At 68.6% G+C, this 25,750-nt stretch carries 19 protein-coding genes, 3 tRNA genes and 1 pseudogene; 4 read left to right on the top strand and 19 right to left on the bottom strand.

Going from position 1 to position 25,750, the window contains the following annotated elements; translation table 11 throughout:
• Positions 1-39: 39 nt before the first annotated feature.
• The 4 genes from tuf to rpsL all read right to left on the bottom strand — a co-directional run bounded on the left by tuf (position 40) and on the right by rpsL (position 4,393).
• Complete coding sequence (gene tuf, locus ABZZ38_RS00760) at positions 40-1,233, bottom strand: elongation factor Tu (RefSeq protein WP_356734345.1); 1,194 nt, start codon at positions 1,231-1,233, stop codon at positions 40-42.
• Between the two features lie 150 nt (positions 1,234-1,383).
• Entirely contained in the window at positions 1,384-3,510 is a 2,127-nt protein-coding gene (gene fusA / locus ABZZ38_RS00755; protein ID WP_356734344.1) for an elongation factor G, read from the bottom strand.
• A gap of 38 nt (positions 3,511-3,548) precedes the next feature.
• Positions 3,549-4,019 (bottom strand): 30S ribosomal protein S7, encoded by a 471-nt coding sequence (gene rpsG, locus ABZZ38_RS00750; RefSeq protein ID WP_031076642.1) that lies wholly within the window; start codon positions 4,017-4,019, stop codon positions 3,549-3,551.
• A 2-nt stretch (positions 4,020-4,021) separates the two neighbouring features.
• Positions 4,022-4,393 (bottom strand): 30S ribosomal protein S12, encoded by a 372-nt coding sequence (gene rpsL, locus ABZZ38_RS00745; RefSeq protein WP_003948652.1) that lies wholly within the window; start codon positions 4,391-4,393, stop codon positions 4,022-4,024.
• Positions 4,394-5,623: 1,230 nt separating this feature from the next.
• On the opposite strand from rpsL, the pseudogene ABZZ38_RS00740 reads away from it, so the two are divergent.
• Positions 5,624-5,924, top strand: a pseudogene (locus ABZZ38_RS00740) (hypothetical protein).
• Between the two features lie 63 nt (positions 5,925-5,987).
• Here the strand turns inward: ABZZ38_RS00740 and ABZZ38_RS00735 are convergent.
• The 9 genes from ABZZ38_RS00735 to ABZZ38_RS00695 form a co-directional block, all read right to left on the bottom strand.
• Positions 5,988-9,902: a DNA-directed RNA polymerase subunit beta' gene (locus tag ABZZ38_RS00735; RefSeq protein WP_356734343.1), complete on the bottom strand. Its 3,915-nt coding sequence runs from the start codon at positions 9,900-9,902 to the stop codon at positions 5,988-5,990.
• A gap of 128 nt (positions 9,903-10,030) precedes the next feature.
• On the bottom strand, positions 10,031-13,516 hold the full coding sequence (gene rpoB / locus ABZZ38_RS00730) for a DNA-directed RNA polymerase subunit beta (RefSeq protein ID WP_356734342.1): 3,486 nt from the start codon (positions 13,514-13,516) through the stop codon (positions 10,031-10,033).
• A gap of 528 nt (positions 13,517-14,044) precedes the next feature.
• A complete protein-coding gene (gene rplL / locus ABZZ38_RS00725) occupies positions 14,045-14,428 on the bottom strand; it encodes a 50S ribosomal protein L7/L12 (RefSeq protein ID WP_356734341.1) in 384 nt (127 codons plus the stop codon).
• Positions 14,429-14,541: 113 nt separating this feature from the next.
• Complete coding sequence (gene rplJ, locus ABZZ38_RS00720) at positions 14,542-15,072, bottom strand: 50S ribosomal protein L10 (RefSeq protein ID WP_351809052.1); 531 nt, start codon at positions 15,070-15,072, stop codon at positions 14,542-14,544.
• A gap of 592 nt (positions 15,073-15,664) precedes the next feature.
• On the bottom strand, positions 15,665-16,387 hold the full coding sequence (gene rplA, locus ABZZ38_RS00715; RefSeq protein ID WP_356734340.1) for a 50S ribosomal protein L1: 723 nt from the start codon (positions 16,385-16,387) through the stop codon (positions 15,665-15,667).
• Between the two features lie 79 nt (positions 16,388-16,466).
• Positions 16,467-16,901, bottom strand: coding sequence for a 50S ribosomal protein L11 (gene rplK, locus ABZZ38_RS00710; protein WP_064069966.1), 435 nt, complete (start codon positions 16,899-16,901; stop codon positions 16,467-16,469).
• 159 nt (positions 16,902-17,060) lie between these two features.
• On the bottom strand, positions 17,061-18,008 hold the full coding sequence (gene nusG / locus ABZZ38_RS00705; protein ID WP_356734339.1) for a transcription termination/antitermination protein NusG: 948 nt from the start codon (positions 18,006-18,008) through the stop codon (positions 17,061-17,063).
• Positions 18,009-18,046: 38 nt separating this feature from the next.
• Complete coding sequence (gene secE / locus ABZZ38_RS00700; RefSeq protein WP_356734338.1) at positions 18,047-18,325, bottom strand: preprotein translocase subunit SecE; 279 nt, start codon at positions 18,323-18,325, stop codon at positions 18,047-18,049.
• Between the two features lie 102 nt (positions 18,326-18,427).
• Positions 18,428-18,500, bottom strand: a tRNA-Trp gene (locus tag ABZZ38_RS00695).
• A 216-nt stretch (positions 18,501-18,716) separates the two neighbouring features.
• Here ABZZ38_RS00695 and ABZZ38_RS00690 point away from each other — a divergent pair.
• Entirely contained in the window at positions 18,717-19,943 is a 1,227-nt protein-coding gene (locus ABZZ38_RS00690; protein ID WP_356734337.1) for a pyridoxal phosphate-dependent aminotransferase, read from the top strand.
• A gap of 162 nt (positions 19,944-20,105) precedes the next feature.
• Positions 20,106-21,170, top strand: a complete 1,065-nt coding sequence (locus ABZZ38_RS00685) for an adenosine deaminase (protein WP_356734336.1) — start codon at positions 20,106-20,108, stop codon at positions 21,168-21,170.
• A gap of 76 nt (positions 21,171-21,246) precedes the next feature.
• On the opposite strand, the gene ABZZ38_RS00680 is transcribed toward ABZZ38_RS00685, so the two are convergent.
• From ABZZ38_RS00680 to ABZZ38_RS00655, 6 genes are all read right to left on the bottom strand, one after another.
• Positions 21,247-22,302 carry a UDP-N-acetylmuramate dehydrogenase gene (locus ABZZ38_RS00680; protein ID WP_356734335.1) on the bottom strand — a complete coding sequence of 352 codons (1,056 nt, stop codon included), beginning with the start codon at positions 22,300-22,302 and terminating at the stop codon, positions 21,247-21,249.
• A 423-nt stretch (positions 22,303-22,725) separates the two neighbouring features.
• Positions 22,726-23,154, bottom strand: coding sequence for a MaoC family dehydratase (locus ABZZ38_RS00675; RefSeq protein ID WP_356734334.1), 429 nt, complete (start codon positions 23,152-23,154; stop codon positions 22,726-22,728).
• Positions 23,155-23,158: 4 nt separating this feature from the next.
• Positions 23,159-23,611, bottom strand: a complete 453-nt coding sequence (locus tag ABZZ38_RS00670) for a MaoC family dehydratase N-terminal domain-containing protein (RefSeq protein WP_356734333.1) — start codon at positions 23,609-23,611, stop codon at positions 23,159-23,161.
• A gap of 140 nt (positions 23,612-23,751) precedes the next feature.
• Positions 23,752-23,916: a 50S ribosomal protein L33 gene (gene rpmG, locus ABZZ38_RS00665; protein WP_003948671.1), complete on the bottom strand. Its 165-nt coding sequence runs from the start codon at positions 23,914-23,916 to the stop codon at positions 23,752-23,754.
• Between the two features lie 93 nt (positions 23,917-24,009).
• Positions 24,010-24,082: transfer RNA gene (locus ABZZ38_RS00660), tRNA-Met, on the bottom strand.
• A gap of 46 nt (positions 24,083-24,128) precedes the next feature.
• Positions 24,129-24,201: transfer RNA gene (locus ABZZ38_RS00655), tRNA-Thr, on the bottom strand.
• 316 nt (positions 24,202-24,517) lie between these two features.
• On the opposite strand from ABZZ38_RS00655, the gene ABZZ38_RS00650 reads away from it, so the two are divergent.
• Positions 24,518-25,750, top strand: coding sequence for an amidohydrolase family protein (locus ABZZ38_RS00650; protein ID WP_356734332.1), 1,233 nt, complete (start codon positions 24,518-24,520; stop codon positions 25,748-25,750).

The raw sequence follows: 25,750 nt of genomic DNA, 5'->3' as shown, positions 1-25,750 counted from the left end.
CGCTGATGCTCCGGGGAGCAACCAGGTCGGATCAGAAGATTACTTCGTGATCTTGGTGACCTGGCCGGCGCCGACGGTCCGGCCACCCTCACGGATGGCGAACTTGAGGCCCTCCTCCATGGCGACCGGCTGGATCAGCTGGACGGACATGGTGGTGTTGTCGCCCGGCATGACCATCTCGGTGCCCTCGGGGAGGGTCACGACGCCGGTCACGTCCGTGGTACGGAAGTAGAACTGCGGGCGGTAGTTGTTGAAGAACGGCGTGTGACGGCCACCCTCGTCCTTGGACAGGATGTAGGCCTGCGCCTCGAACTCGGTGTGCGGGGTGACCGAGCCCGGCTTGATGATGCACTGGCCGCGCTCGACGTCCTCGCGCTTGATGCCACGGAGGAGCAGACCGACGTTCTCACCGGCCTGGCCCTCGTCGAGCAGCTTGCGGAACATCTCGATACCGGTGACCGTGGTGGTGGTCTTCTCGGTCTTGATGCCGATGATGTCGACGGTCTCGTTGACCTTCAGGACACCACGCTCGATACGGCCGGTGACGACCGTACCGCGACCGGTGATCGTGAAGACGTCCTCGATGGGCATGAGGAACGGCTTGTCGACGTCACGCTCGGGCTGCGGGATGGCCTCGTCGACGGCGTTCATCAGGTTGAGGACGGACTCGCCCCACTCCTTGTCGCCCTCGAGCGCCTTGAGCGCCGAGACCTTGACGACCGGAACGTCGTCGCCCGGGAACTCGTACTCGGTGAGGAGCTCACGGACCTCGAGCTCGACGAGCTCCAGGATCTCCTCGTCGTCCACCATGTCGGCCTTGTTCAGCGCGACGACGATGTAGGGGACGCCGACCTGGCGGGCCAGGAGGACGTGCTCCTTGGTCTGCGGCATCGGGCCGTCGGTGGCGGCGACCACGAGGATGGCACCGTCCATCTGGGCCGCACCGGTGATCATGTTCTTGATGTAGTCCGCGTGACCCGGGCAGTCGACGTGCGCGTAGTGACGCGACTCCGTCTGGTACTCGACGTGCGCGATGGAGATGGTGATACCGCGCTGACGCTCCTCAGGAGCCTTGTCGATCTGATCGAAGGCCGAAGCCTCGTTCAGGTCCGGGTACTTGTCGTGCAGCACCTTGGTAATGGCGGCCGTGAGGGTCGTCTTACCGTGGTCGATGTGACCGATGGTGCCGATGTTGACGTGCGGCTTAGTCCGCTCGAACTTCGCCTTCGCCACTGGGGTCCTCCTGTGGAGTGGTTCTGTACGCCTTACTCATCGGCGCCAGGTGATCTTTGCTGGGGTGCCATCCGCCGGGGTGCTTCCCTCGGGGTTCGGGGGTCGAACCCCGGCGGACGGTGTCAAGCCTAAAGCGTGAACTCGGGTGAGTTACTCGCCCTTGGCCTTCGCGATGATCTCCTCGGCGACGTTCCGCGGAACCTCGGCGTAGGAGTCGAACTGCATCGAGTAGCTTGCGCGACCCGAGGTCTTGCTGCGGAGGTCGCCGACGTAGCCGAACATCTCCGAAAGCGGCACCAGGCCCTTGACGACCCGGGCACCCGCCCGCTCCTCCATGGCCTGGATCTGGCCACGGCGGGAGTTGATGTCGCCGATGACCTCACCCATGTAGTCCTCGGGCGTGGTGACCTCAACGGCCATCATCGGCTCGAGCAGCACGGGGCTGGCCTTGCGCGCGGCCTCCTTGAAGGCCTGCGATCCGGCGATCTTGAACGCGAGCTCGGAGGAGTCGACCTCGTGGTAGGCACCGTCGAGAAGCGTGACGCGAACGCCCGTCATCTCGTAGCCCGCGAGGATGCCGAACTGCATGGCCTCCTGCGCACCGGCGTCCACCGAAGGGATGTATTCCTTCGGGATGCGGCCACCGGTGACCTTGTTGACGAACTCGTACGAGGCGTCGCCGCCCTCGATGGGCTCGATCGCGATCTGCACCTTGGCGAACTGACCGGTACCACCGGTCTGCTTCTTGTGGGTGTAGTCCACGCGCTCGACGGTCTTGCGGATCGTCTCGCGGTACGCGACCTGCGGCTTGCCGACGTTGGCCTCGACCTTGAACTCGCGCTTCATGCGGTCGACGAGCACCTCGAGGTGAAGCTCACCCATACCGCCGATGACGGTCTGGCCGGTCTCCTCGTTGGTGTGCACCTGGAAGGAGGGGTCCTCCTCCGCGAGACGCTGGATGGCGACACCCAGCTTCTCCTGGTCACCCTTGGACTTGGGCTCGATGGCGACCTCGATGACCGGCGCCGGGAAGTCCATGGACTCCAGGATCACCGGGTTCTTCTCGTCGCACAGCGTCTCACCGGTCGTGGTCTGCTTCAGACCCATGACGGCGATGATGTCGCCGGCGCCCACCGACTCGATCTCCTCACGCTTGTTCGCGTGCATGCGGTAGATCTTGCCGATGCGCTCCCTCTTGCCCTTGACCGAGTTCAGCACCGAGGTGCCGGACTCCAGGCGACCGGAGTAGATCCGGACGAAGGTGAGCTTGCCCAGGTGCGGGTCGCTCATGATCTTGAACGCCAGCGCCGACAGCGGCTCGTCGTCGGACGGCTTGCGCTTGACGACCGTCTCCGCGTCCTTGACGTCGTGGCCCTCGATGGCCTCGATGTCGACGGGCGAGGGCAGGTAGCGCACGACCGCGTCGAGCAGGGGCTGGACGCCCTTGTTCTTGAACGCGGTACCGCAGAACACCGGGGTGACCGTGGTGTCCTTGGACTTGCCGGAGGCGATGGTGATACGGCGGATCGCCGCGTACAGCTGCTCCTCGGACGGCTCCTCGCCGTTGAGGTACAGCTCCATGACCTCGTCGTCGTTCTCGGCGACCGTCTCGAGCAGCTTGCCGCGCCACTCGTCGGCGGCCTCGGTGTGCGTGGCCGGGATGTCGACGATGTCGTACATCTCGCCCTTGGCCGCCTCGGCGGACCACACCAGGGCCTTCATGCGCACCAGGTCGATGACGCCCTTGAAGTCGGCCTCGGCGCCGATCGGCAGCTGCATGACGATCGGCGTCGCGCCCAGGCGGTCGCTGATCATGTCGACGCAGCGGTGGAACTCGGCGCCGGTGCGGTCCAGCTTGTTGACGAAGCAGATACGCGGCACGCCGTAGCGGTCCGCCTGACGCCACACGGTCTCGGACTGCGGCTCAACGCCGGCGACGCCGTCGAACACCGTCACAGCACCGTCGAGCACGCGGAGCGAACGCTCCACCTCGACGGTGAAGTCGACGTGGCCCGGGGTGTCGATGATGTTGATGGTGTGGTCAACGTCTTCCAGCGGCCAGTGGCAGGTCGTCGCGGCAGACGTGATCGTGATGCCGCGCTCCTGCTCCTGCTCCATCCAGTCCATGGTGGCAGCGCCGTCGTGGACTTCACCGATCTTGTACGAGACACCGGTGTAGAACAGGATCCGCTCGGTGGTGGTCGTCTTGCCCGCGTCGATGTGGGCCATGATCCCGATGTTGCGGACCTTGGCCAGGTCAAGCGAAGTGGTAGCCATAAGGCTTCAGTCTTCTCTCGGTCTCGATGTGGGTGCGACTACCAGCGGTAGTGCGCGAAGGCCTTGTTGGACTCGGCCATCTTGTGCGTGTCCTCACGCTTCTTGACCGAAGCACCGAGGCCGTTGGAGGCGTCGAGGAGCTCGTTCATGAGGCGCTCGGTCATGGTCTTCTCACGACGGGCGCGGGAGTAACCCACGAGCCAGCGCAGCGCGAGCGTGGAGGCACGACCGGGCTTGACCTCGATCGGCACCTGGTACGTGGCGCCACCGACGCGGCGGGACTTGACCTCGAGGGACGGCTTCACGTTCTCGAGGGCGCGCTTCAGCGTGATGACCGGGTCGTTGCCGGTCTTCTCGCGGAGGCCTTCCATGGCGCCGTAGACGATCCGCTCGGCGGTGGAGCGCTTGCCGTTCAGCAGAATCTTGTTGATGAGCGAGGTCACCAGAGGAGAACCGTAAACCGGGTCGATGATGACCGGGCGCTTCGGGGCGGGGCCCTTACGAGGCATTCTTACTTCTCCTTCTTGGCGCCGTAGCGGCTGCGGGCCTGCTTGCGGTTCTTGACACCCTGGGTGTCGAGCGAACCGCGGATGATCTTGTACCGAACACCCGGCAGGTCCTTCACACGGCCACCACGCACGAGCACGATGGAGTGCTCCTGCAGGTTGTGTCCCTCACCCGGAATGTAAGCCGTGACCTCGATCCCGCTGGTCAGACGCACACGCGCGACCTTGCGGAGGGCCGAGTTCGGCTTCTTCGGGGTGGTCGTGAACACACGCGTGCAGACGCCGCGGCGCTGAGGGGAACCCTCGAGTGCGGGCGTCTTGTTCTTCTCGACCTTGTCCTGCCGGCCCTTCCGGACCAGCTGCTGGATCGTAGGCACTACTTCTCCGGTTTCTGTGTGCCGTTAGTAAAGCTAACCTGGAACATCGCCGACCCACGCGGTCGGGTGTGTCGAATACTGCGCACCCCCGCCGCAAGGCGGACGTGGGCGCAGATTGCGGTGGCCGTTCGCGACTCGCCATGCGGTTGCAGACACGCACACGAGCCCAGGCACACCCCAGGCACAAGGTCTGAGCGTACCTACCGTATGGAGCTGGGTCAAAACAAATGACCTTGCCACGGAGCGGGCCGCCCCGCAGCCGCGGCGCGGCGCCTCGGGGATGGCCCCCGGGGCTCCGGCGGCGGGCCGGAAGCCGCGGGGGCGTGGGCGCCCTGGACGTGCGGGACTTGGCGACCGGACCGGGCCTGACGGTGCGGCTTCCGGCTGCTCCGGCGCCGGGGGTGTCGCCTCCTGGCGTCCGCGGGACGTTCCGGTACGGCGCTCCCGGCGGTCGTCGGCCTCCCGGGAGCGGCGGCGGCCCGACGGGGGCCTCGTTGCCGCCCCCCCGGCCCGGCGCGGGCCCTCACGGGTGGAGTCGCGCCCGGTGCCGGACGGCGACGGGGCGCGCCGGCTGCGCTTGCGGGCGGGCGGTGGGCCGGTCGGGGTGGGGCGCGGCGCCGGGACCGTCCGGACCGGTGGCCGGTCCGGCATCCGCACCGCTGTCGTCCGCTCCGGGCGCCCCCGGGGCCTGGAGGCCCCCACTGTACGGGTCCTCGCCGTGGCGGCCCTCACCGTGGGGGAAGAGGATGACCGCGGCCTGGCCGGGGGCGCGGCCGACGAGCCGCAGTCGGCGGCTCCCACCGGGCAGCCGGTGCGCGTCACCCCCCGAACATCCCGACCGCCAGGCTGCACGAACAGGTAGGCGAAGATGTTCACACCCGCCCACGGCACGGGGCGCCGCAGCTCGTACCGGGTACGCGAGAGCCCGGGGCGTTTCGGGGCGTGGACCACGGACACGGGCCGGCCCCGCTCCAAAATGGGCAGCGGATAGGGCTTCTGGGAGTAGTCGTGATGAGACTCACCCTCGCTGTCGACATATCGATAGGCGCACACCCATCGCCCGTTGCTTCGGTGGGCGTGGTCGCACGCCGCCTCCACAGGCACCCCCTTGCGGCGCCGGCGCAGATGCACGTGGAGCGAAGCCGCGGCTATCGGGCTGACGACCACGGCGGGCCCGAGCAGGGGGATCCACGAGTCCACGGTCGGCGAACACGGTCCCCCCGCAGAGCGATGGGCCGGCCCGAGCACCCTGCAACGAAGCACGCCGCGGGCACCCCGCCGACCCTCCCCCGCGTCGCCGTCGCCCTGGAACCGCAACGGCTGCGGGGCACCCTGGAGGCCGGGTGCGCCCGGAGCGACGCGGTACTCGCCCTGCTGGTCCAGCGCGTCGACCGGACCCGACCGGCAGCTCACCGGCCACGAGACCCGCCTCGACGCCCTGGCGCGCTGGCGCCGGGCCGTCGCCGGCATCGCCGCGCTCACCGCCGGCAGCGGGCTGATGCTCGCGCTGTGGGAGCCGGCCGGGCGCTGACGGTACGCCGAAGGGCGGCCACCCCGTACGAAACGGGGTGACCGCCCTTCTCAAGCAGCTCGCTTACTGGTTGTACGGACCGTAGTCGTAGTCCTCCAGCGGAACGGCCTGGCCGGAGCCGGTGCCGAACGGCGAGTAGTCGATGTCGTCGTAGCCGACGGCCGAGTACATCGCGGCCTTGGCCTCCTCGGTCGGCTCGACCCGGATGTTGCGGTAGCGGGACAGGCCCGTACCGGCCGGGATGAGCTTACCGATGATGACGTTCTCCTTGAGGCCGATCAGGGAGTCGGACTTGGCGTTGATCGCCGCGTCCGTCAGGACCCTGGTCGTCTCCTGGAAGGAGGCCGCGGACAGCCACGACTCCGTCGCCAGCGACGCCTTGGTGATACCCATCAGCTGCGGACGGCCGGAGGCGGGGTGACCGCCCTCGGTGACCACACGACGGTTCTCGGACTCGAACTTCGACCGCTCGACCAGCTCGCCCGGCAGGAGCTCCGCGTCGCCGGACTCGATGATCGTCACACGGCGCAGCATCTGCCGGATGATGATCTCGATGTGCTTGTCGTGGATCGACACGCCCTGCGAGTTGTAGACCTTCTGGACCTCGCCGACCAGGTGGACCTGGACGGCGCGCTGGCCGAGGATGCGCAGCACGTCGTGCGGGTTGGTGGCACCCGCGGTGAGCTTCTGGCCCACCTCGACGTGGTCGCCCTCGGACACCAGGACCTTGGCGCGCTTCGAGATCGGGTAGGCCGTCTCGTCGCTGCCGTCGTCCGGGGTGACGACGATCTTCTTGGTCTTCTCGGTCTCCTCGATCCGCACGCGGCCGGAGGCCTCGGAGATCGGGGCGACACCCTTCGGCGTACGGGCTTCGAAGAGCTCGACGACACGGGGCAGACCCTGGGTGATGTCGTCACCGGCCACACCACCGGTGTGGAAGGTACGCATCGTCAGCTGGGTACCGGGCTCACCGATGGACTGGGCGGCGATGATGCCGACCGCCTCACCGATGTCGACCAGCTTGCCGGTGGCGAGCGAACGGCCGTAGCAGTACGCACACGTGCCGACCGCCGACTCACAGGTCAGGACCGAGCGGGTCTTGACCTCCTCGACGCCCGCGGCGACCAGCTGGTCGATGAGCACGTCACCCAGGTCGACGTTGGCCGGCGCGATGACCTTGCCGTCCACGACGACGTCCTCGGCGAGCATCCGCGCGTACACGGACGTCTCGACGTCGTCCGCCTTGCGCAGCACGCCCGTCTCGTCCTTGGCCGCGATCCGCAGCTTCAGACCGCGCTCGGTGCCGCAGTCCTCCTCGCGGATGATCACGTCCTGCGAGACGTCCACCAGACGACGGGTCAGGTAACCCGAGTCGGCGGTACGCAGAGCGGTGTCGGCGAGACCCTTACGGGCACCGTGCGTGGAGATGAAGTACTCCAGCACGGACAGGCCCTCACGGAAGGACGCCTTGATCGGACGCGGGATCGTCTCGTTCTTCGCGTTCGACACCAGACCACGCATACCGGCGATCTGCCGCATCTGCATCATGTTTCCTCGGGCACCCGAGTCAACCATCATGAAGATGGGGTTCGTCTTGGGGAAGTTCGCGTTCATCGCCTCGGCGACCTCGTTGGTCGCCTTGGTCCAGATCGCGATGAGCTCCTGCGTGCGCTCTTCCTTGGTGATCAGACCGCGCTCGTACTGCTTCTGGACCTTCTCGTCCTGAGCCTCGTACGACTTGACGATCTCCTTCTTCGCCTCGGGAACGACGACGTCGGAGATGGCGACGGTGACACCGGAACGGGTCGCCCAGTAGAAGCCGGCCGCCTTCAGGTTGTCGAGCGTCGCCGCCACGATGACCTTGGGGTAGCGCTCGGCGAGGTCGTTGACGATCTCGGAGAGCTGCTTCTTGCCGACCGAGTAGTCGACGAACGGGTAGTCCTCGGGCAGCAGCTCGTTGAAGAGCGCGCGGCCCAGGGTCGTCCGCAGGCGGAACGAGTCACCCTGCTGCCACGCCCCTGCTCCGACGGAGTCGTCACCCTCCTCTTCCACCGGCGGGGTCCAGCCACGCGGCGGGACGGTGCCGATCGGGAAGCGGATGTCGATCTTCGCCTGGAGCGAGAGCTCGCCCATGTCGAAGGCCATGATCGCTTCGGCGGTGGAGTTGAAGGCCCGGCCCTCGCCCTTGACCTCGCGCTCCTCCTCGTCCGTGGTGAGGAAGAAGAGGCCCAGCACCATGTCCTGGGTCGGCATGGTGACCGGCCGGCCGTCGGCCGGCTTGAGGATGTTGTTCGAGGACAGCATCAGGATGCGGGCCTCGGCCTGCGCCTCCGCGGACAGCGGCAGGTGCACGGCCATCTGGTCGCCGTCGAAGTCCGCGTTGAACGCGGTGCAGACGAGCGGGTGGATCTGGATGGCCTTGCCCTCGACCAGCTGCGGCTCGAAGGCCTGGATGCCGAGGCGGTGCAGCGTGGGCGCACGGTTCAGCAGCACCGGGTGCTCGGCGATGACCTCTTCGAGGACGTCGTACACGACGGTGCGGCCACGCTCGACCATGCGCTTGGCCGACTTGATGTTCTGCGCGTGGTTCAGGTCCACCAGGCGCTTCATCACGAACGGCTTGAAGAGCTCCAGCGCCATGGCCTTGGGCAGACCGCACTGGTGCAGCTTCAGCTGCGGGCCGACGACGATGACGGAACGCGCCGAGTAGTCGACTCGCTTACCGAGCAGGTTCTGACGGAATCGGCCCTGCTTGCCCTTCAGCATGTCGCTGAGGGACTTCAGCGGGCGGTTACCGGGACCGGTGACCGGGCGACCGCGGCGGCCGTTGTCGAACAGCGCGTCGACGGCCTCCTGCAGCATCCGCTTCTCGTTGTTCACGATGATCTCGGGGGCACCGAGGTCAAGGAGACGCTTGAGGCGGTTGTTGCGGTTGATCACGCGGCGGTACAGGTCGTTCAGGTCGGAGGTCGCGAAGCGGCCACCGTCCAGCTGCACCATCGGACGCAGGTCCGGCGGGATGACCGGCACGCAGTCGAGCACCATGCCCTTGGGGCTGTTGCTGGTCTGCAGGAACGCGGAGACGACCTTCAGGCGCTTGAGCGCACGGGTCTTCTTCTGGCCCTTGCCGGTACGGATGATCTCGCGGAGGCGCTCGGCCTCCTCCTCCAGGTCGAAGGACTCCAGGCGCTTCTGCAGCGCCGCGGCACCCATCGAACCGTCGAAGTACGTGCCGAAGCGGTCGCGCAGCTCGCGGTAGAGCAGCTCGTCGCCCTCGAGGTCCTGGACCTTGAGGTTCTTGAAGCGGTTCCACACCTCGTCGAGACGGTCGATCTCGCGCTGGGCACGGTCACGCAGCTGCTTCATCTCACGCTCGGCGCCCTCGCGCACCTTGCGGCGCACGTCGGCCTTGGCACCCTCGGCCTCGAGCTCGGCCAGGTCGGTCTCGAGCTTCTTGGCGCGGGCCTCGAGGTCGGCGTCGCGGCGGTTCTCGATCTGCTGGCGCTCGACGGAGACGTGGGCCTCCAGCGACGGCAGGTCGCGCGTGCGGCGCTCGTCGTCGACGTACGTGATCATGTACGCCGCGAAGTAGATGACCTTCTCCAGGTCCTTCGGGGCGAGGTCCAGCAGGTAGCCCAGCCGGGACGGGACGCCCTTGAAGTACCAGATGTGGGTGACGGGGGCGGCGAGCTCGATGTGGCCCATCCGCTCGCGGCGCACCTTGGCGCGGGTGACCTCGACGCCACACCGCTCACAGATGATGCCCTTGAAGCGGACGCGCTTGTACTTGCCGCAGTAGCACTCCCAGTCCCGGGTCGGACCGAAGATCTTCTCGCAGAAGAGTCCGTCCTTTTCGGGCTTGAGGGTGCGGTAGTTGATGGTCTCCGGCTTCTTGACCTCGCCGTGGGACCACTGACGGATGTCGTCCGCGGTGGCCAGGCCGATCCGCAGCTCGTCGAAGAAGTTGACGTCGAGCACTATGCGTCAATCCCTCTCAGGGTTGAGTCTCAATCATGGTCTGATGGGCCCCCCACGCCCGCCAGGGCGTAGGGGGAGGGTCCGGGGGGAGGGTCCGGGACCTCACGAGGAGGCCCCGACCAGACCCGTCAGACCTCTTCGACGCTGCTCGGCTCTCGCCGGGACAGGTCGATACCGAGCTCCTCCGCAGCGCGGAAGACGTCCTCGTCGGTGTCGCGCATCTCGATGGACATGCCGTCCGAGGACAGCACCTCCACGTTGAGGCACAGGGACTGCATCTCCTTGATGAGCACCTTGAAGGACTCGGGGATGCCGGGCTCGGGGATGTTCTCGCCCTTGACGATGGCCTCGTAGACCTTCACGCGGCCGGTGACGTCGTCGGACTTGATGGTCAGCAGCTCCTGGAGGGCGTACGCGGCGCCATAAGCCTCCAGCGCCCACACCTCCATCTCACCGAAGCGCTGGCCACCGAACTGAGCCTTACCACCCAGCGGCTGCTGGGTGATCATCGAGTACGGACCGGTCGAACGCGCGTGGAGCTTGTCGTCGACCAGGTGGTGGAGCTTGAGGATGTACATGTAGCCGACCGAGATCGGCTCCGGGAACGGCTCACCGGAGCGGCCGTCGAACAGCCGCGCCTTGCCGGACGGGAGCACCATGCGCTCGCCGTCGCGGTTCGGGACGGTGTGCTGGAGCAGACCCGCGAGCTCGTCCTCACGCGCACCGTCGAAGACGGGGGTGGCGACGTTGGTGCCCGGCTCGACGCGGTCGGCGCCGATGGCCTGGAGGCGCTCGGCCCACTCGTCCGCGAGGCCGGAGACGTCCCAGCCGCGGCTGGCGAGCCAGCCGAGGTGGATCTCCAGGACCTGTCCCGGGTTCATTCGGGACGGGACACCCAGCGGGTTGAGGATGATGTCGACCGGGGTGCCGTCCTCCAGGAACGGCATGTCCTCGATCGGCAGGATCTTGGAGATGACGCCCTTGTTGCCGTGACGGCCGGCGAGCTTGTCACCGTCGGTGATCTTGCGCTTCTGCGCGACGTACACGCGCACCAGCTGGTTCACACCGGGGGGAAGCTCGTCGCCCTCCTCGCGGTCGAAGACGCGCACGCCGATGACCTTGCCGGTCTCGCCGTGCGGCACCTTCAGCGAGGTGTCACGGACCTCACGGGCCTTCTCGCCGAAGATCGCGCGGAGCAGGCGCTCCTCCGGGGTCAGCTCGGTCTCACCCTTGGGCGTGACCTTGCCGACGAGGATGTCGCCGGCGACGACCTCGGCACCGATCCGGATGATGCCGCGCTCGTCGAGGTCGGCGAGGACCTCCTCGGAGACGTTCGGGATGTCCCGGGTGATCTCCTCCGGGCCGAGCTTGGTGTCACGGGCGTCGACCTCGTGCTCCTCGATGTGGATCGAGGAGAGGACGTCGTCCTGCACGAGGCGCTGCGACAGGATGATCGCGTCCTCGTAGTTGTGACCCTCCCACGGCATGAACGCGACCAGCAGGTTCTTGCCGAGGGCCATCTCACCGTTCTCGGTGGCCGGGCCGTCGGCGAGGACCTGGCCCTCGATCACACGGTCACCCTCGGAGACGATGACCTTCTGGTTGACCGAGGTGCCCTGGTTGGAGCGGGAGAACTTGGCGACGCGGTACGTGGTGTACGTGCCGTCGTCGTTGGCGACGGTGATGTAGTCGGCCGAAACCTCCTGGATCACACCGTCCTTCTCGGCCTTGATGACGTCGCCGGCGTCGGTGGCACAGCGGTACTCCATGCCGGTACCGACGAGCGGCGCCTCCGCCTTGATGAGCGGAACGGCCTGGCGCATCATGTTCGCGCCCATGAGGGCACGGTTGGCGTCGTCGTGCTCGAGGAACGGGATCATGGCGGTCGCGACCGACACCATCTGGCGCGGCGAGACGTCCATGTAGTCCACGTCGTCGGGCGCGACGTAGTCGACCTCGCCACCACGGCGGCGGACCAGGACGCGGCTCTCGGCGAACCGGAGCTCGTCGGTCAGCGGCGCGTTGGCCTGGGCGATGACGAAGCGGTCCTCCTCGTCGGCGGTCAGGTAGTCGACCTCGTCGGTGACCTGGCCCTCGACGACCTTGCGGTACGGCGTCTCGACGAAGCCGAACGCGTTGACCCGTCCGTACGAGGCGAGCGAGCCGATCAGACCGATGTTCGGGCCTTCGGGGGTCTCGATCGGGCACATACGGCCGTAGTGCGACGGGTGCACGTCACGGACCTCGAAGCCGGCCCGCTCACGCGAGAGACCACCCGGACCGAGCGCCGACAGACGGCGCTTGTGGGTGAGACCCGACAGCGGGTTGTTCTGGTCCATGAACTGCGACAGCTGGCTGGTGCCGAAGAACTCCTTGATGGAGGCGACGACCGGCCGGATGTTGATCAGGGTCTGCGGCGTGATCGCCTCGACGTCCTGGGTCGTCATGCGCTCGCGCACGACGCGCTCCATCCGCGCCAGACCCGTGCGGACCTGGTTCTGGATGAGCTCGCCGACGTTGCGCAGACGGCGGTTGCCGAAGTGGTCGATGTCGTCGGTCTCGACGACGATCTGGGAGCCGTTCTCGCCGATCGTCTCGGTCTCGCCCGCGTGGAGCTTCACCAGGTACTTGATCGTCGCGATGATGTCGTCGGTGGTGAGGACACCGGCGTCCAGCGGCTCGTCGGCGCCGAGCTTCTTGTTCACCTTGTAGCGGCCGACCTTGGCGAGGTCGTAGCGCTTGGGGTTGAAGTAGAGGTTCTCGAGCAGCGTCTGAGCGGCCTCGCGCGTCGGCGGCTCGCCGGGACGCAGCTTGCGGTAGATGTCGAGCAGCGCGTCGTCCTGACCCTGGGTGTGGTCCTTCTCCAGGGTGGCGCGCATGGACTCGTACTCGCCGAACTCCTGCAGGATCTGCTCGGTGGTCCAGCCGAGCGCCTTGAGGAGGACGGTGACGGACTGCTTGCGCTTGCGGTCGATGCGGACACCGACCATGTCGCGCTTGTCGATCTCCATCTCCAGCCAGGCACCCCGGGACGGGATGATCTTGGCGGAGAAGATGTCCTTGTCGGACGTCTTGTCGATGGAGGAGTCGAAGTAGACACCCGGCGAGCGCACGAGCTGCGACACCACGACACGCTCGGTGCCGTTGATGACGAAGGTGCCCTTGTTGGTCATGAGCGGGAAATCGCCCATGAAGACCGTCTGGGACTTGATCTCGCCGGTCTCGTTGTTGGTGAACTCGGCCGTGACGAAGAGCGGGGCGGCGTACGTGAAGTCGCGCTCCTTGCACTCGTCGATGGAGTTCTTGGGAGGCTCGAAGCGGTGGTCGCGGAAAGTCAGCGACATCGACCCGGAGAAGTCCTCGATCGGCGAGATCTCCTCGAAGATCTCCTCCAGACCGGACTTGGTGGGAACGTCCTGTCCGGACTCCAGAGCCGCCTCGACACGAGCCTTCCACGCGGCGTTGCCGAGCAGCCAGTCAAAGCTCTCGGTCTGCAGCGCGAGGAGGTTCGGAACCTCGAGGGGCTCCTTGATCTTTGCAAAGGAGATGCGCAGCGGGGCGGTGCTTGCGCCGTTGTTCGTATTCGCGGTCGAGGCGTTGCGCGAGGCGGCCAAGAGGGGGTCCTTCCGAGGGCTCGGACTCACTACGCGCGTACCGGTCCCTCGCCGAGTACAAGGACAGATGCTCCCGATTCAGCCAAAAGGCCTGGTCAGGGCAGTCGGTCAACTGTGCTCTTGCGAGAGTATGCCCCTGGTGACGGGCAGGAGGCAGCTAACAGGCAGCGCAAAGGGTCAGTGTAGCCACTTGGCCCACTGATGTCCAGGGCGGGTAAATCGCGACCCTCGTTCTTCTCAACTCCGCGGCACCTCGCGCTGTTGCGCACATCGATACTGCCCGTTCGTCCGTCGATCCATGCCTCGGATCCGGATCGTCGTGACGACGCGTCCTGAGAATTGCGCGCGGCGTGCGGTTCGTCAAGGCCCCCGGGTGAGCGGGGCGCACGGCGAAGATCACCATACTCGCCGTGGAGCCCAGTGCAAGGCAGGCGTCGCGGGTACGCCGAAGGGCGACCACCCGTATGGGTGATCGCCCTTCGAGACGCCCCCTGAGGGGCGTCAGAACGAGTCAGGAGACTCGCGAGGTCACTTGACCTCGACGGAGGCGCCGGCGCCCTTGAGGGACTCGGCGGCCTTCTCGGCCTGCTCCTTGTTGACCTTCTCGAGGACCGGCTTCGGGGTGCCGTCGACGAGGTCCTTGGCCTCCTTCAGGCCCAGGGAGGTCAGCTCACGCACGACCTTGATGACCTGGATCTTCTTGTCGCCCGCACCGGTGAGGATGACGTCGAACTCGTCCTTCTCCTCCTCGGCCTCGGCCGGGGCACCCGGGCCCGCGACGCCGGCAACGGCGACCGGGGCGGCGGCGGTGACGTCGAACTTCTCCTCGAACGCCTTCACGAACTCGGAGAGCTCGATGAGGGTCATCTCCTCGAACTGCGCGAGCAGGTCTTCCTGAGACAGCTTCGCCATGATGGCGGTCCTTCCACTAAATCGGCTGGTGCCGGGTGTACATGTGAGGCGGGCGTACGTTGGGCCCGCTACGACCCGCGCCGCGAGCGGCACGGATCAATGCGCGAGCCGAATTACTCGGCACCGCCCTGCTCGGCCTGCTTGGCACGAAGCGCCTCCGCGGTGCGGACGAACTTCGAGGGAAGCGCCTGGAAGAGCGCGGCAGTCTGGGACTGCTTGCCCTTCATGGCGCCCGCCAGCTTGGCGAGCAGAACCTCGCGGGACTCGAGGTCCGCAAGCTTCTTGATCTCATCGGCGGACAGCGCCTTGCCGTCAAGGACACCGCCCTTGATGATGAGGTTGGGGTTCTCCTTGGCGAAGTCACGAAGACCCTTCGCCGACTCCACCGGGTCACCGGTGATGAAGGCGACAGCCGTCGGACCAGCGAACTGGTCGTCCAGCGTCGTGATCCCGGCCTCGTTGGCCGCAATCTTGGTCAGCGTGTTCTTCACCACGGCGTACTGGGCGTTCTCACCGAGCGAACGGCGCAGCTGCTTGAGCTGCGCCACGGTGAGACCGCGGTACTCGGTCAGCACGGCGGCGTTCGAGCTGCGGAACTTGTCCGTCAGCTCGGCAACCGCGGCGGACTTGTCGGGCCTCGCCATGAGCCTCGGCCTCCTTCCGGGTGATTCGGACCGCGTTGGCTGAAGGAAGGAGACTGGGCAAAACGAAACGCCCCGGCGCAGGCGCACGGGGCGTGACTCGACCGGACACAGAACGTCCGGGAGCTACATCCACAGTCACCTGCGCGGGTCGTCCGCAGCTAGCGGATCCTTCGGCCGCCACGCCCCTTGAAGGGCGCGGCAACGACCAGCGGTCTTTGGCTTCTGTGGAAGAGTACGCGAACGGTTCGCCGTCAAGCAAATCGGGCCATCCGGGGGATCGGCCGTCCCCGCCGGCGCCCCCGCCCGGCCTCCGCCACGGGGCCGTGGGGGGTGGACGCGAGCGGGGCCTCGGCCCTGCCCGTGCCGGCGTGCCTTCGGCGCGGGGCCCTCGCGCTCGGGACCGGGAGCCGGTGTCGAGTCCGAGCCGCTCCTCGGCGTTCGCGCGCCATGTGGCCGCCCGTCAAAGGAGCGCGGGAAGGCCGTGCCGGGGAGCCGCCCCGGGAGCCCCGCGCATGAGAAAACGGCCCCCGCCGCTCCTGGGAGCCGCGGAGGCCGTTTCCGTACGCGTACGCGCCCGGGACTGCCGTCAGGATCAGACGGCGGCCGGGTCCTCCTCGACGAGGAGGTTGCGGGTGCGGTTCGGGTCCAGCGGGATGCCGGGGCCCATCGTGGTGGTGAGGGTCGCCTTCTTGATGTAGCGGCCCTTCGCGGCGGACGGCTTCAGACGGAGGATCTCCTCCAGCGCCGCGCCGTAGTTCTCGACCAGCTTGGTCTCGTCGAAGGAGACCTTGCCGATGATGAAGTGCAGGTTCGCGTGCTTGTCGACACGGAACTCGATCTTGCCGCCCTTGATCTCGGTGACGGCCTTGGCGACGTCCATCGTGACGGTGCCGGTCTTCGGGTTCGGCATCAGACCACGGGGGCCGAGGACGCGGCCGAGGCGGCCGACCTTGCCCATGAGGTCCGGGGTGGCGACGACGGCGTCGAAGTCCAGACGGCCCTTCGCGACCTCGTCGATCAGTTCGTCGGAGCCGACGATGTCGGCGCCCGCGGCTTCCGCGGCCGCAGCACGGTCACCGGTCGCGAAGACCAGGACCCGGGCGGTCTTACCGGTGCCGTGCGGAAGGTTCACGGTGCCACGGACCATCTGGTCGGCCTTGCGCGGGTCGACGCCCAGGCGGAAGGCGACCTCGACGGTGCCGTCGAACTTGGTGGCGGCGGTGTCCTTGGCGAGACGGACGGCCTCGAGGGGGGCGTAGTTGCGCTCCCGGTCGATCTTGGCGTCCGCGCCGCGGAGAGCCTTGCTGCGCTTCACTTCTTCTCCTGGTGGTGTTCAGGTACGGAGTTGTGGTCCGGGCCAGCGCGGGCCCTCCCACAGGGTCAGACGGGGCTGATCAGCCCTCGACCGTGATGCCCATGGAGCGGGCGGTGCCGGCGATGATCTTCTCGGCGGCGTCCAGGTCGTTGGCGTTCAGGTCGGGCAGCTTGACCGAGGCGATCTCGCGGACCTGGGCGCTCGTGAGCTTCGCGACCTTGGTCTTGTGCGGCTCGCCGGAGCCCTTGTCCACACCCGCGGCCTTGAGGATCAGCTTGGCGGCCGGCGGAGTCTTGGTGATGAAGGTGAAGGAACGGTCCTCGTAGACCGTGATCTCCACCGGCACGACCATGCCACGCTGCGACTCGGTCGCGGCGTTGTAGGCCTTGCAGAACTCCATGATGTTGACGCCGTGCTGACCCAGCGCGGGGCCGACCGGCGGAGCCGGGTTGGCGGCGCCGGCCTGGATCTGGAGCTTGATAAGCCCCGTGACCTTCTTCTTCTTGGGAGGCATTGCTCTCTCCGGGTCCTAGTGAGAGTTTTCGGCCACCATCCGGGTCATCCGGATGGAGGCATACCGCACAACGATAACGGGTATAGCTGCGCGGCCAAAAACCGAGCAGGTCAGAGCAGCCGCGACAGCTGATCTGACCTGGTCGGAAACCTTTACGGGTTAGTTCTTCTGGATCTGGTCGAAGCTCAGCTCGACCGGGGTCTCGCGGCCGAAGATCTCGACGAGGCCCTTGACCTTCTTCGAGTCGGCGTTGATCTCGTTGATCGTGGCCTGCAGGGTGGCGAAGGGGCCGTCGGTGACGGTGACCGAGTCGCCGACCTCGAAGTCCAGCACCTGGACCTCGACCTTGCGGGCCGGAGCCGGCTTGCCCTCGGCCTCGGCGGCCTCGCGGGCGGCCTTCTCCTCGGCCTCCGGGGCGAGCATCTTGACGATCTCGTCCAGGGTGAGCGGGTACGGGTCGTAGGCGTTGCCCACGAAGCCGGTGACGCCCGGAGTGTTGCGGACGACGCCCCAGGACTCGTTCGTCAGATCCATGCGGACGAGCACGTAACCGGGCAGCTTGTTCTGCCGCACGTTCTTGCGCTCGCCGTTCTTGATCTGGACGATCTCTTCCTCGGGCACCTCGGCCTGGTAGATGAAGTCCTCGACGTTCAGCGAGACCGCGCGCTGCTCCAGGTTGGCCTTCACGCGCTTCTCGTAGCCCGCGTAGGTGTGGATCACGTACCACTCGCCGGGGAGACCGCGCAGCTCGTCGCGGAGGGCGGCGACGGGGTCGGCCGGGGCCTCCGGCTCCGCGGCGGCCTCCTCGGTCTCGTCCTCGTCGGCCTCGTCCGCGACGACCTCGTCCGTGGTCTCTTCCGCGGCGGTCTCGTCCTCGTCGGCCACGACGGCCTCGGCGTCGCCCTCGTCCTCGACGGCCCGGTCCGCGTCCTCGTCCTCGACGTGGAGCGCGGCCTCCTCGGCCGCCTCGCCGGCAGCGGCGTCCGCAGCTTCCGCCTGGTCCTCGTCGGCCGCCTCGACGATGTCGAGTTCGTCCTGGGCGGACTCGTTCAGGTTCGGGTCAGACACGGTGGCTGCTTCTTCCTGGATACAGATGGGGTGGAACATGCGAAAAGGGGCGCCGGGGTGGGCGCCCTCCGCGGGAATCAGCCGAAGACGTACTTGACTGCTTCCTGGAAGCCGAGGTCGATCACGGTCACCAGACCGATCATGATCACGACGAAGATGATGACGACGGTGGTGTACGTCGACAACTGGCTGCGTGTGGGCCAGACGACCTTGCGCAGCTCGGCGACGATCTGCCGGTAGAAGAGCGCGAGACGGCCCAGTGGGCCCTTCTTTCCGCGCTTGCCGCCCTTGCGGTTCTTCTTGGGGGCCTCGTCTTCGGCATCAGGCATGTCGATGGAGCCTACGGCGTCCGTCACGTCTCTCACCTGATTCCGGGTCGGCCGTGCCGCGCCCGGGTGGAGCCGCACGGCGGTGCAATGACATACATACCTGCGCACACATCCTGGCGGTGTGTGTAGCAGGGCCGGAGGGACTTGAACCCCCAACCGCCGGTTTTGGAGACCGGTGCTCTACCAATTGAGCTACGACCCTTTGTGGTTCTCCCCCAACCTACCGCATCCGTGGATGTGGTCGGTGAGGGCCAACGAGCAGAGAGTGTACGTGGTCAGCGGCGCCGCGTCGAACAGATACCTGCGGACGCGGCGGAGGGTACCCGCGGACGCGGCGGGCGGACGGGCTGAGGTCCCGTCCGTCCGTACCGCGAAACTCGTGTACCGAGCCCCTTCACGGTCTGCGACGATGGGCCGCATGAGCGCTGCAACTCCTCCCACCGACCGCCGGGTCTCCGCCCGAGTCGGCGCGATCTCCGAGTCCGCGACCCTCGCCGTCGACGCCAAGGCGAAGGCCCTCAAGGCCGCCGGGCGTCCGGTGATCGGCTTCGGCGCCGGTGAGCCCGATTTCCCGACGCCCGAGTACATCGTCGAGGCCGCGATCGAGGCCTGCCGCAACCCGAAGTACCACCGCTACACCCCGGCCGGCGGTCTGCCCGAGCTGAAGAAGGCCATCGCCGAGAAGACACTGCGCGACTCCGGCTACGAGGTCGACGCCTCCCAGGTCCTGGTGACCAACGGCGGCAAGCAGGCGATCTACGAGGCGTTCGCCGCGATCCTGGACCCGGGCGACGAGGTCATCGTCCCGGCCCCCTACTGGACGACGTACCCCGAGTCGATCCGCCTGGCGGGCGGTGTACCGGTGGAGGTCGTGGCCGACGAGACCACCGGCTACCGCGTGTCCGTGGAGCAGCTGGAGGCGGCGCGCACGGAGAGGACCAAGGTGGTCCTGTTCGTCTCCCCGTCCAACCCGACCGGCGCCGTCTACAGCCAGGCGGACGCCGAGGCGATCGGCCGCTGGGCCCTCGAACACGGCCTGTGGGTCCTGACGGACGAGATCTACGAGCACCTCGTCTACGGCGACGCGACGTTCACCTCGCTGCCGACACTGGTGCCCGAGCTGCGCGACAAGTGCATCGTGGTCAACGGTGTGGCCAAGACGTACGCCATGACCGGCTGGCGCGTGGGGTGGATCGTCGGCCCGAAGGACGTGGTGAAGGCCGCGACCAACCTCCAGTCGCACGCCACGTCCAACGTGTCGAACGTCGCGCAGGTCGCCGCCCTGGCGGCCGTCTCCGGCAGCCTGGACGCGGTGGCCGAGATGCGGACGGCGTTCGACCGCCGCCGCCGGACCATCGTGCGGATGCTCAACGAGATCGAGGGCGTGTACTGCCCGACGCCGGAGGGCGCGTTCTACGCGTACCCGTCGGTGAAGGGGCTGCTGGGCAAGGAGATCCGCGGCAAGCGCCCGCAGACCTCCGTGGAGCTGGCGGCGCTCATCCTGGACGAGGCCGAGGTGGCGGTCGTACCGGGCGAGGCGTTCGGCACGCCGGGCTATCTGCGCCTGTCGTACGCGCTGGGCGACGAGGACCTGGTGGAGGGTGTCTCGCGGATGCAGAAGCTGCTCGCCGAGGCGCGGGACTGAAACGGTCACTGGATCCAGCCGCTCGGTCACCGCACCCGGCGACCGATGAGCGGGCCTCCGGCTTCGGCCGGGGGCCCGCTTCTTCGTTCCCGCACCCACCCGATCGGTGAAAGGGACCGAAAGGGGCTGCCGCGCGGGCGGCCGGTTTGGCAAGATCCCTGAATGCTGCGTCTTCCAGATGGACACCCCCCGAACCCCCCGTACGTCCGAGATCTGCGGCTGCTGCCCAAGGCCCATCTGCACCTGCACTTCACCGGGTCGATGCGCCCCACGACGCTGCTGGAGCTGGCCGACAAGTACGGCGTCCACCTGCCCGAGGCGCTGACCGGTGAGGAGCCGCCCAAGCTGCGGGCGACCGATGAGCGGGGCTGGTTCCGTTTCCAGCGGCTGTACGACGCCGCCCGGTCGTGTCTGCGCGAGCCGGAGGACATCCGGCGGCTGGTGCGCGAGACGGCCGAGGAGGACGTCAGGGACGGGTCGGGATGGCTGGAGATCCAGGTGGACCCGACCTCGTACGCCCCACGTCTGGGTGGCCTGATCTCCGCGCTGGAGATCATCCTGGACGCGGTGGAGAGCGCCTCGCGGGAGACCGGTCTCGGGATGCGGGTGCTCGTCGCCGCGAACCGCGTGAAGCACCCCTTGGACGCCCGTACGCTCGCTCGCCTCGCCGTCCGGTACGCGGACCGGGGGGTGGTCGGGTTCGGCCTGTCCAACGACGAGCGGCGCGGGATGGCGCGCGACTTCGACCGGGCGTTCGCGATCGCGCGGGAGGGCGGACTGCTGGCGGCGCCGCACGGCGGCGAGCTGACCGGGCCCGCTTCCGTACGGGACTGCCTGGACGACCTGCGGGCGGCGCGCATCGGGCACGGGGTGCGGGCTGCGGAGGACCCGCGGCTGCTGCGGCGGCTGGCCGAGAAGGGCGTGACGTGCGAGGTGTGCCCGGCGTCGAACGTGGCGCTCGGTGTGTACGAGAAGCCCGAGCACGTGCCTTTGCGGACGCTGTACGACGCCGGGGTACCGATGGCGCTGGGCGCGGACGACCCGCTGCTGTTCGGGTCGCGGCTGGCGGCGCAGTACGAGATCGCGCGCGGGCACCACGGTTTCACCGACGAGGAGCTCGCCGAGCTGGCCCGCCAGTCGGTGCGCGCCTCGGCGGCGCCGGAGGACGTCAGGGCGAAGCTCCTGGCCGGTATCGACGACTGGCTGGCGGTCGGCCCGGTGGCCTGAGTGGGCGCCGTGCGCCGGGGCGTGACCGACTGGGCCGCGGTACGGCCTCCCGGCCGGGCCGGGGAGGCGGGGGTGGTCAGATGCTGACGCCGACCGTCACCGGCTCGTTGACGAGGGTGACGCCGAAGGCGTCCCGGACGCCCGCGACGACCTCGCGGGCCAGGGCCAGGAGGTCCTCGGTGGTGGCCTCGCCGCGGTTGGTGAGGGCCAGGGTGTGCTTGGTCGAGATACGGGCCGGGCCGGAGCCGTATCCCTTGGTGAAGCCCGCCTTGTCGATCAGCCAGGCCGCCGACGTCTTGACCCGGCCGTCGCCCGCCGGGAAGGCCGGCGGGGTGACGTCCGGGCCGAGGCAGTCGTGGACGCGGGTCAGGAAGGTCTCGTACTCCGCCTCCCCGAGGATGGGGTTGGTGAAGAACGACCCGGCCGACCAGGTGTCGTGGTCCTCGGGGTCCAGGACCATGCCCTTGCCGGCGCGGAGCTCCAGGACCTTCTCGCGCGCGGCGGCCACCGGGACGCGGTCGCCGGGCTCGACACCGAGCGCCCGGGCCGTCTCCGCGTACTTGATCGGCGCGCTCATGCCGTGGGCGTCCTCCAGCTCGAACCGGACGCGCAGCACCACGAACCGGTCCGGGTCGGCCTTGAAGCGGCTGTGGCGGTAAGCGAAGTCGCACGCGGCGTTCGGGATGGTCACCGTCTCGTCCGTGCGGCGGTCGTACGCCACGACCTCCGTGATCGTGGACGAGACCTCCTGGCCGTACGCCCCCACGTTCTGGATCGGGGTGGCGCCGGCCGAGCCGGGGATGCCGGCCATGCACTCGATGCCCGCGAGCCCGGCCTCGACCGTCCGCGCGACCGCGTCCGACCAGACCTCGCCGGCCGCCAGCTCCAGCCGGGTGCCGTCCAGGGCGAAACCCCGGGTGGCGATGCGCAGGGCCGTGCCGTCGAATCCCTTGTCGCCGATGATCAGGTTGGAGCCGCCGCCGATGATCAGCAGCGGGGTCCCGGTGGCATCGGCCTCGCGCACGGTGGCGACGACCTCGTCGTCGGTGGTGGCCGTGACGAGCCGGGTGGCGGGCCCGCCGAGCCGGAAGGTGGTCAGCGGGGCGAGGGGGGCGTCGTGGAGTTCCTGCACGGGCTCAAGACTACGGGTCGGGTGGGACAGCGAACGCGCCTCGGCCCCGCCACGGGTACCGGGGCCGAGGTGCCCGCCAGGTCGGACGGCCGGCGGACGGTCACCCGGGGCGGAGCCTCGTCTGGTCCCGGCGCCTGTACCGGCCCGGCGTCTTGCGCGGCCCGGGGCCGGGTCACGCGCCGGGGCGGTGGCCGGCCGGGGCGGGCAGTGGGGGCCGGGACGGGGCAGCGGTGGCCGCCCGTCCGGCAGGAGCAGCGGTCCGCCAGGCGGCGCCCAGCCGGACTCGTCCGCGACGATCTCCTCGTCCGTGCCGCCCGCCGCCGCGGTGACCAGCGCCGCGTCCGCCCACAGCGCGGGCGCGAGCCCGTCGGCGAAGCCCCCGCCCCGACGCCAAACCGTCCGGCCCGGAGAGGGACCGTGCCCTCAGGCGAGCCGGACCACGGCCCGCGACATGCCGAGGACCTTCTGGCCCGCGCTCATCGCGGTCAGGTCCACGCGCACCTGGTGGTCGTCCAGCTTGGCGCCCACCTTGGCGCTGACCTCGATCAGCGCGCCCGTCTCGTCGTTCGGCACGACGACCGGCTTGGTGAAGCGCACCCCGTACTCGACGACCGAGCCCGGGTCGCCCGTCCAGTCCGTCACCACCCGGATCGCCTCCGCCATGGTGAACATGCCGTGCGCGATGACGTCCGGCAGGCCGACCTCGACGGCGAACTTCTCGTTCCAGTGGATCGGGTTGAAGTCGCCGGAGGCGCCCGCGTACTGCACCAGCGTGGCGCGGGTCACGGGGAAGCTCTGCGCCGGCAGCTCCGTGCCGACCTCGACGTCGTCGTAAGAGATCTTCGCGGTCATCGCCTCACGCCTCCTCGGCGGCCCGCGCCACCAGCTTCGTCCACGCGGTCACGACATGCTCGCCGGCCTCGTCACGCACCTCACCCCGGATGTCCAGGATGTCGTTCCCGGCGAGCGACTTGATGGCCTCGATCGTCGAGGTGACCGTCAGCCGGTCCCCCGCCCGTACCGGACGGCTGTACGCGAACTTCTGGTCGCCGTGCACCACCCGGTTGTAGTCCAGGCCGAGCTGCGGGTCCTGGACGACCTGCCGCGCCGCCGTGAACGTGATGGCGAACACAAAGGTCGGCGGAGCGATCACCTCGGGGTGGCCGAGCGCCTTGGCGGCCTCCGTGTCCGTGTACACGGGATTCGCGTCGCCGACCGCTTCGGCGAATTCGCGGATCTTTTCCCGGCCGACCTCGTACGGCGCGGTGGGCGGGTAAGTCCGCCCCACGAAGGACTGGTCGAGCGCCATGGACTCGCTACCTCCTGCTGATTTCTGTGAACAAACGCGCTGCGGGGGCGCCGGGGTCGGCGCCACGGTATGCGTGAGCGCGTGGACAAACGACACGAGGCCGCCCCCTGGGTGGGGACGGCCTCGTGTACGAGCCTGATTCAGCGCGTCTCGCGGTGCGCGGTGTGCGCGTTGCAACGCGGGCAGTGCTTCTTCATCTCAAGACGGTCCGGGTTGTTACGCCGGTTCTTCTTGGTGATGTAGTTCCGCTCCTTGCACTCCACGCAGGCCAGCGTGATCTTCGGGCGGACGTCGGTGGCAGCCACGTGAGTGCTCCTATGACGGACGGATGGACGGGTGAACGCATAAAAGAGTAGCCGATCGAAGGACCGACCCTACAATCGGCTACCGAGAGTAAGTAGCGGTGACCGGACTTGAACCGGTGACACAGCGATTATGAGCCGCTTGCTCTACCGACTGAGCTACACCGCTGTGATGCTGGATCCCCTCGCCCGAAGGCGAGGATCACCGACACCAGAGCCCCAATACGGAATCGAACCGTAGACCTTCTCCTTACCATGGAGACGCTCTGCCGACTGAGCTATTGGGGCGAGCGATGAAGACATTACACGGTCGGTCGCCGTTCGCCCAAATCCGATTCCGGGCCGGTACCTCCCCCTTCCCGTAGGCCACTCGCGCCCCACGCCGGTACGACTATTGCGCTCCTCCTCGAAGCCCCGCCGGACGGCCCCTAGGCTCGCCTCACGCTGCGTGATCTTGCTTGTGATCTTGCGTGTGATCTGCACCCGATCCTCGCGTGATCCCGCACGTGATCCCCGTCTGATCCCCGTGCCGAGCACACCGGAGATCCCCGTGCCGAGCACGCCAGAGCCCGCCCCGAGCCCCGCCCGTCCGGACAGGAGCCCGATGTCCTCCGACAGCCAGCAGCCGCAGCCACCCGAGGGCGCCACCGCCGACAGCACCGCCCTGCTGCTGTGCGGCGCCCGCCTCGCCGACGGACGGACCGTCGACGTGCGGCTGAGCGGCGGACGCATCGAGGCCGTCGGCACCGCGGGCAGCCTGCCCACCCTCGGCGCCCGCGTCGACCTCAGCGGCTACCTGCTGCTGCCGGCGCCCGCCGAGCCGCACGCCCATGCCGACACCGCGCTCAGCGCCGACGTCCCCGGCCCCGTCTCGTACGCCACCGAGGACGTCCAGCGCCGCGCCACCGAGGCCGCGCTGCTCCAGCTCGGCCATGGGGCGACCGCGCTGCGCGCCCATGTGCGGATCGGCGACGTGCAGGGGCTCGGGCCGCTGGAGGCCGTCCTCCAGGCCCGCCGCTCGCTGCGCGGGCTGGTCGACCTGGCGGCGGTCGCCGTGCCACGGCTGCTGACCGGTGTGGCGGGGGCGGACGGGCTCGCGATGCTGCGCGACGCGGTGAAGATGGGCGTTTCCGTCATCGGCGGCTGCCCCGACCTGGACCCCGATCCTGCGGGGTACGCGGAGGCCGTGCTGGAGCTGGCGGCCGAACACGGTTGCCCCGTGGACCTGCACACCGACGGGGACGACCCCGCACGGCTCGCCCGGCTGGCGGCGATGGCCGGCGGGCTGCGGCCCGGGGTCACCATCGGCCCGTGCGGGGCGCTGGGGCGGCTGCCCGAGGAGATGGTGGCCCGGGCCGCGGACCAGCTCGCGGCGGCGGGTGTGACCGTCGTGTGCCTGCCGCAGGGCGGCTGCGCGGGTACGGAGGTGCGGGGCGCCGCACCCGTACGTCTGCTGCGGGCGGCGGGGGTGCGGCTCGCTGCCGGGAGCGGGGCGCTGCGCGACGTGGCCAATCCGGTGGGGCGGGGTGATCCGCTGGAGGCGGCGTACCTGCTGGCCTCGCAGGGCGGGCTGCCGGCGCGGGAGGCGTACGGGGCGGTGAGCGCGGCCGCGCGGAAGGCGATGGGGCTGCCCGCCGTGCGGGTGGAGGCGGGTTTCCCCGCGGAGCTGCTGGCGGTGCGGGGTGAGCGCCTGTCGGGCGTGCTGTCACTGGCGTACAGCCGGATCGTGGTGCACCGGGGGCGCGTGGTGGCGCGGACGAGCGCGGTGCGGGAGTACTGCGACTCGGCGGCAGCCCTGGAACTGCCGCGCCAGGGGCGGCCCGACGCCCGCCCCTGA

Origin of the sequence: Streptomyces sp. NPDC006368, from assembly GCF_040612535.1 — a bacterium.
Classification (GTDB): Bacteria; Actinomycetota; Actinomycetes; order Streptomycetales; family Streptomycetaceae; genus Streptomyces.
Note: the sequence above shows the minus strand (reverse complement) of the source record. Positions and strands in the feature narration are given on the sequence as shown.

Bases quoted from the DNA above. Each gene is read 5' to 3' on its own strand.
- fusA (WP_356734344.1), bottom strand. From the start codon at position 3,510: ATGGCTACCACTTCGCTTGACCTGGCCAAGGTCCGCAACATCGGGATC.
- rpsG (WP_031076642.1), bottom strand. From the start codon at position 4,019: ATGCCTCGTAAGGGCCCCGCCCCGAAGCGCCCGGTCATCATCGACCCG.
- rplL (WP_356734341.1), bottom strand. From the start codon at position 14,428: ATGGCGAAGCTGTCTCAGGAAGACCTGCTCGCGCAGTTCGAGGAGATG.
- rplJ (WP_351809052.1), bottom strand. From the start codon at position 15,072: ATGGCGAGGCCCGACAAGTCCGCCGCGGTTGCCGAGCTGACGGACAAG.
- rplK (WP_064069966.1), bottom strand. From the start codon at position 16,901: ATGCCTCCCAAGAAGAAGAAGGTCACGGGGCTTATCAAGCTCCAGATC.
- nusG (WP_356734339.1), bottom strand. From the start codon at position 18,008: ATGTTCCACCCCATCTGTATCCAGGAAGAAGCAGCCACCGTGTCTGAC.
- ABZZ38_RS00690 (WP_356734337.1), top strand. From the start codon at position 18,717: ATGAGCGCTGCAACTCCTCCCACCGACCGCCGGGTCTCCGCCCGAGTC.
- ABZZ38_RS00685 (WP_356734336.1), top strand. From the start codon at position 20,106: ATGCTGCGTCTTCCAGATGGACACCCCCCGAACCCCCCGTACGTCCGA.
- ABZZ38_RS00675 (WP_356734334.1), bottom strand. From the start codon at position 23,154: ATGACCGCGAAGATCTCTTACGACGACGTCGAGGTCGGCACGGAGCTG.
- ABZZ38_RS00670 (WP_356734333.1), bottom strand. From the start codon at position 23,611: ATGGCGCTCGACCAGTCCTTCGTGGGGCGGACTTACCCGCCCACCGCG.
- ABZZ38_RS00650 (WP_356734332.1), top strand. From the start codon at position 24,518: ATGTCCTCCGACAGCCAGCAGCCGCAGCCACCCGAGGGCGCCACCGCC.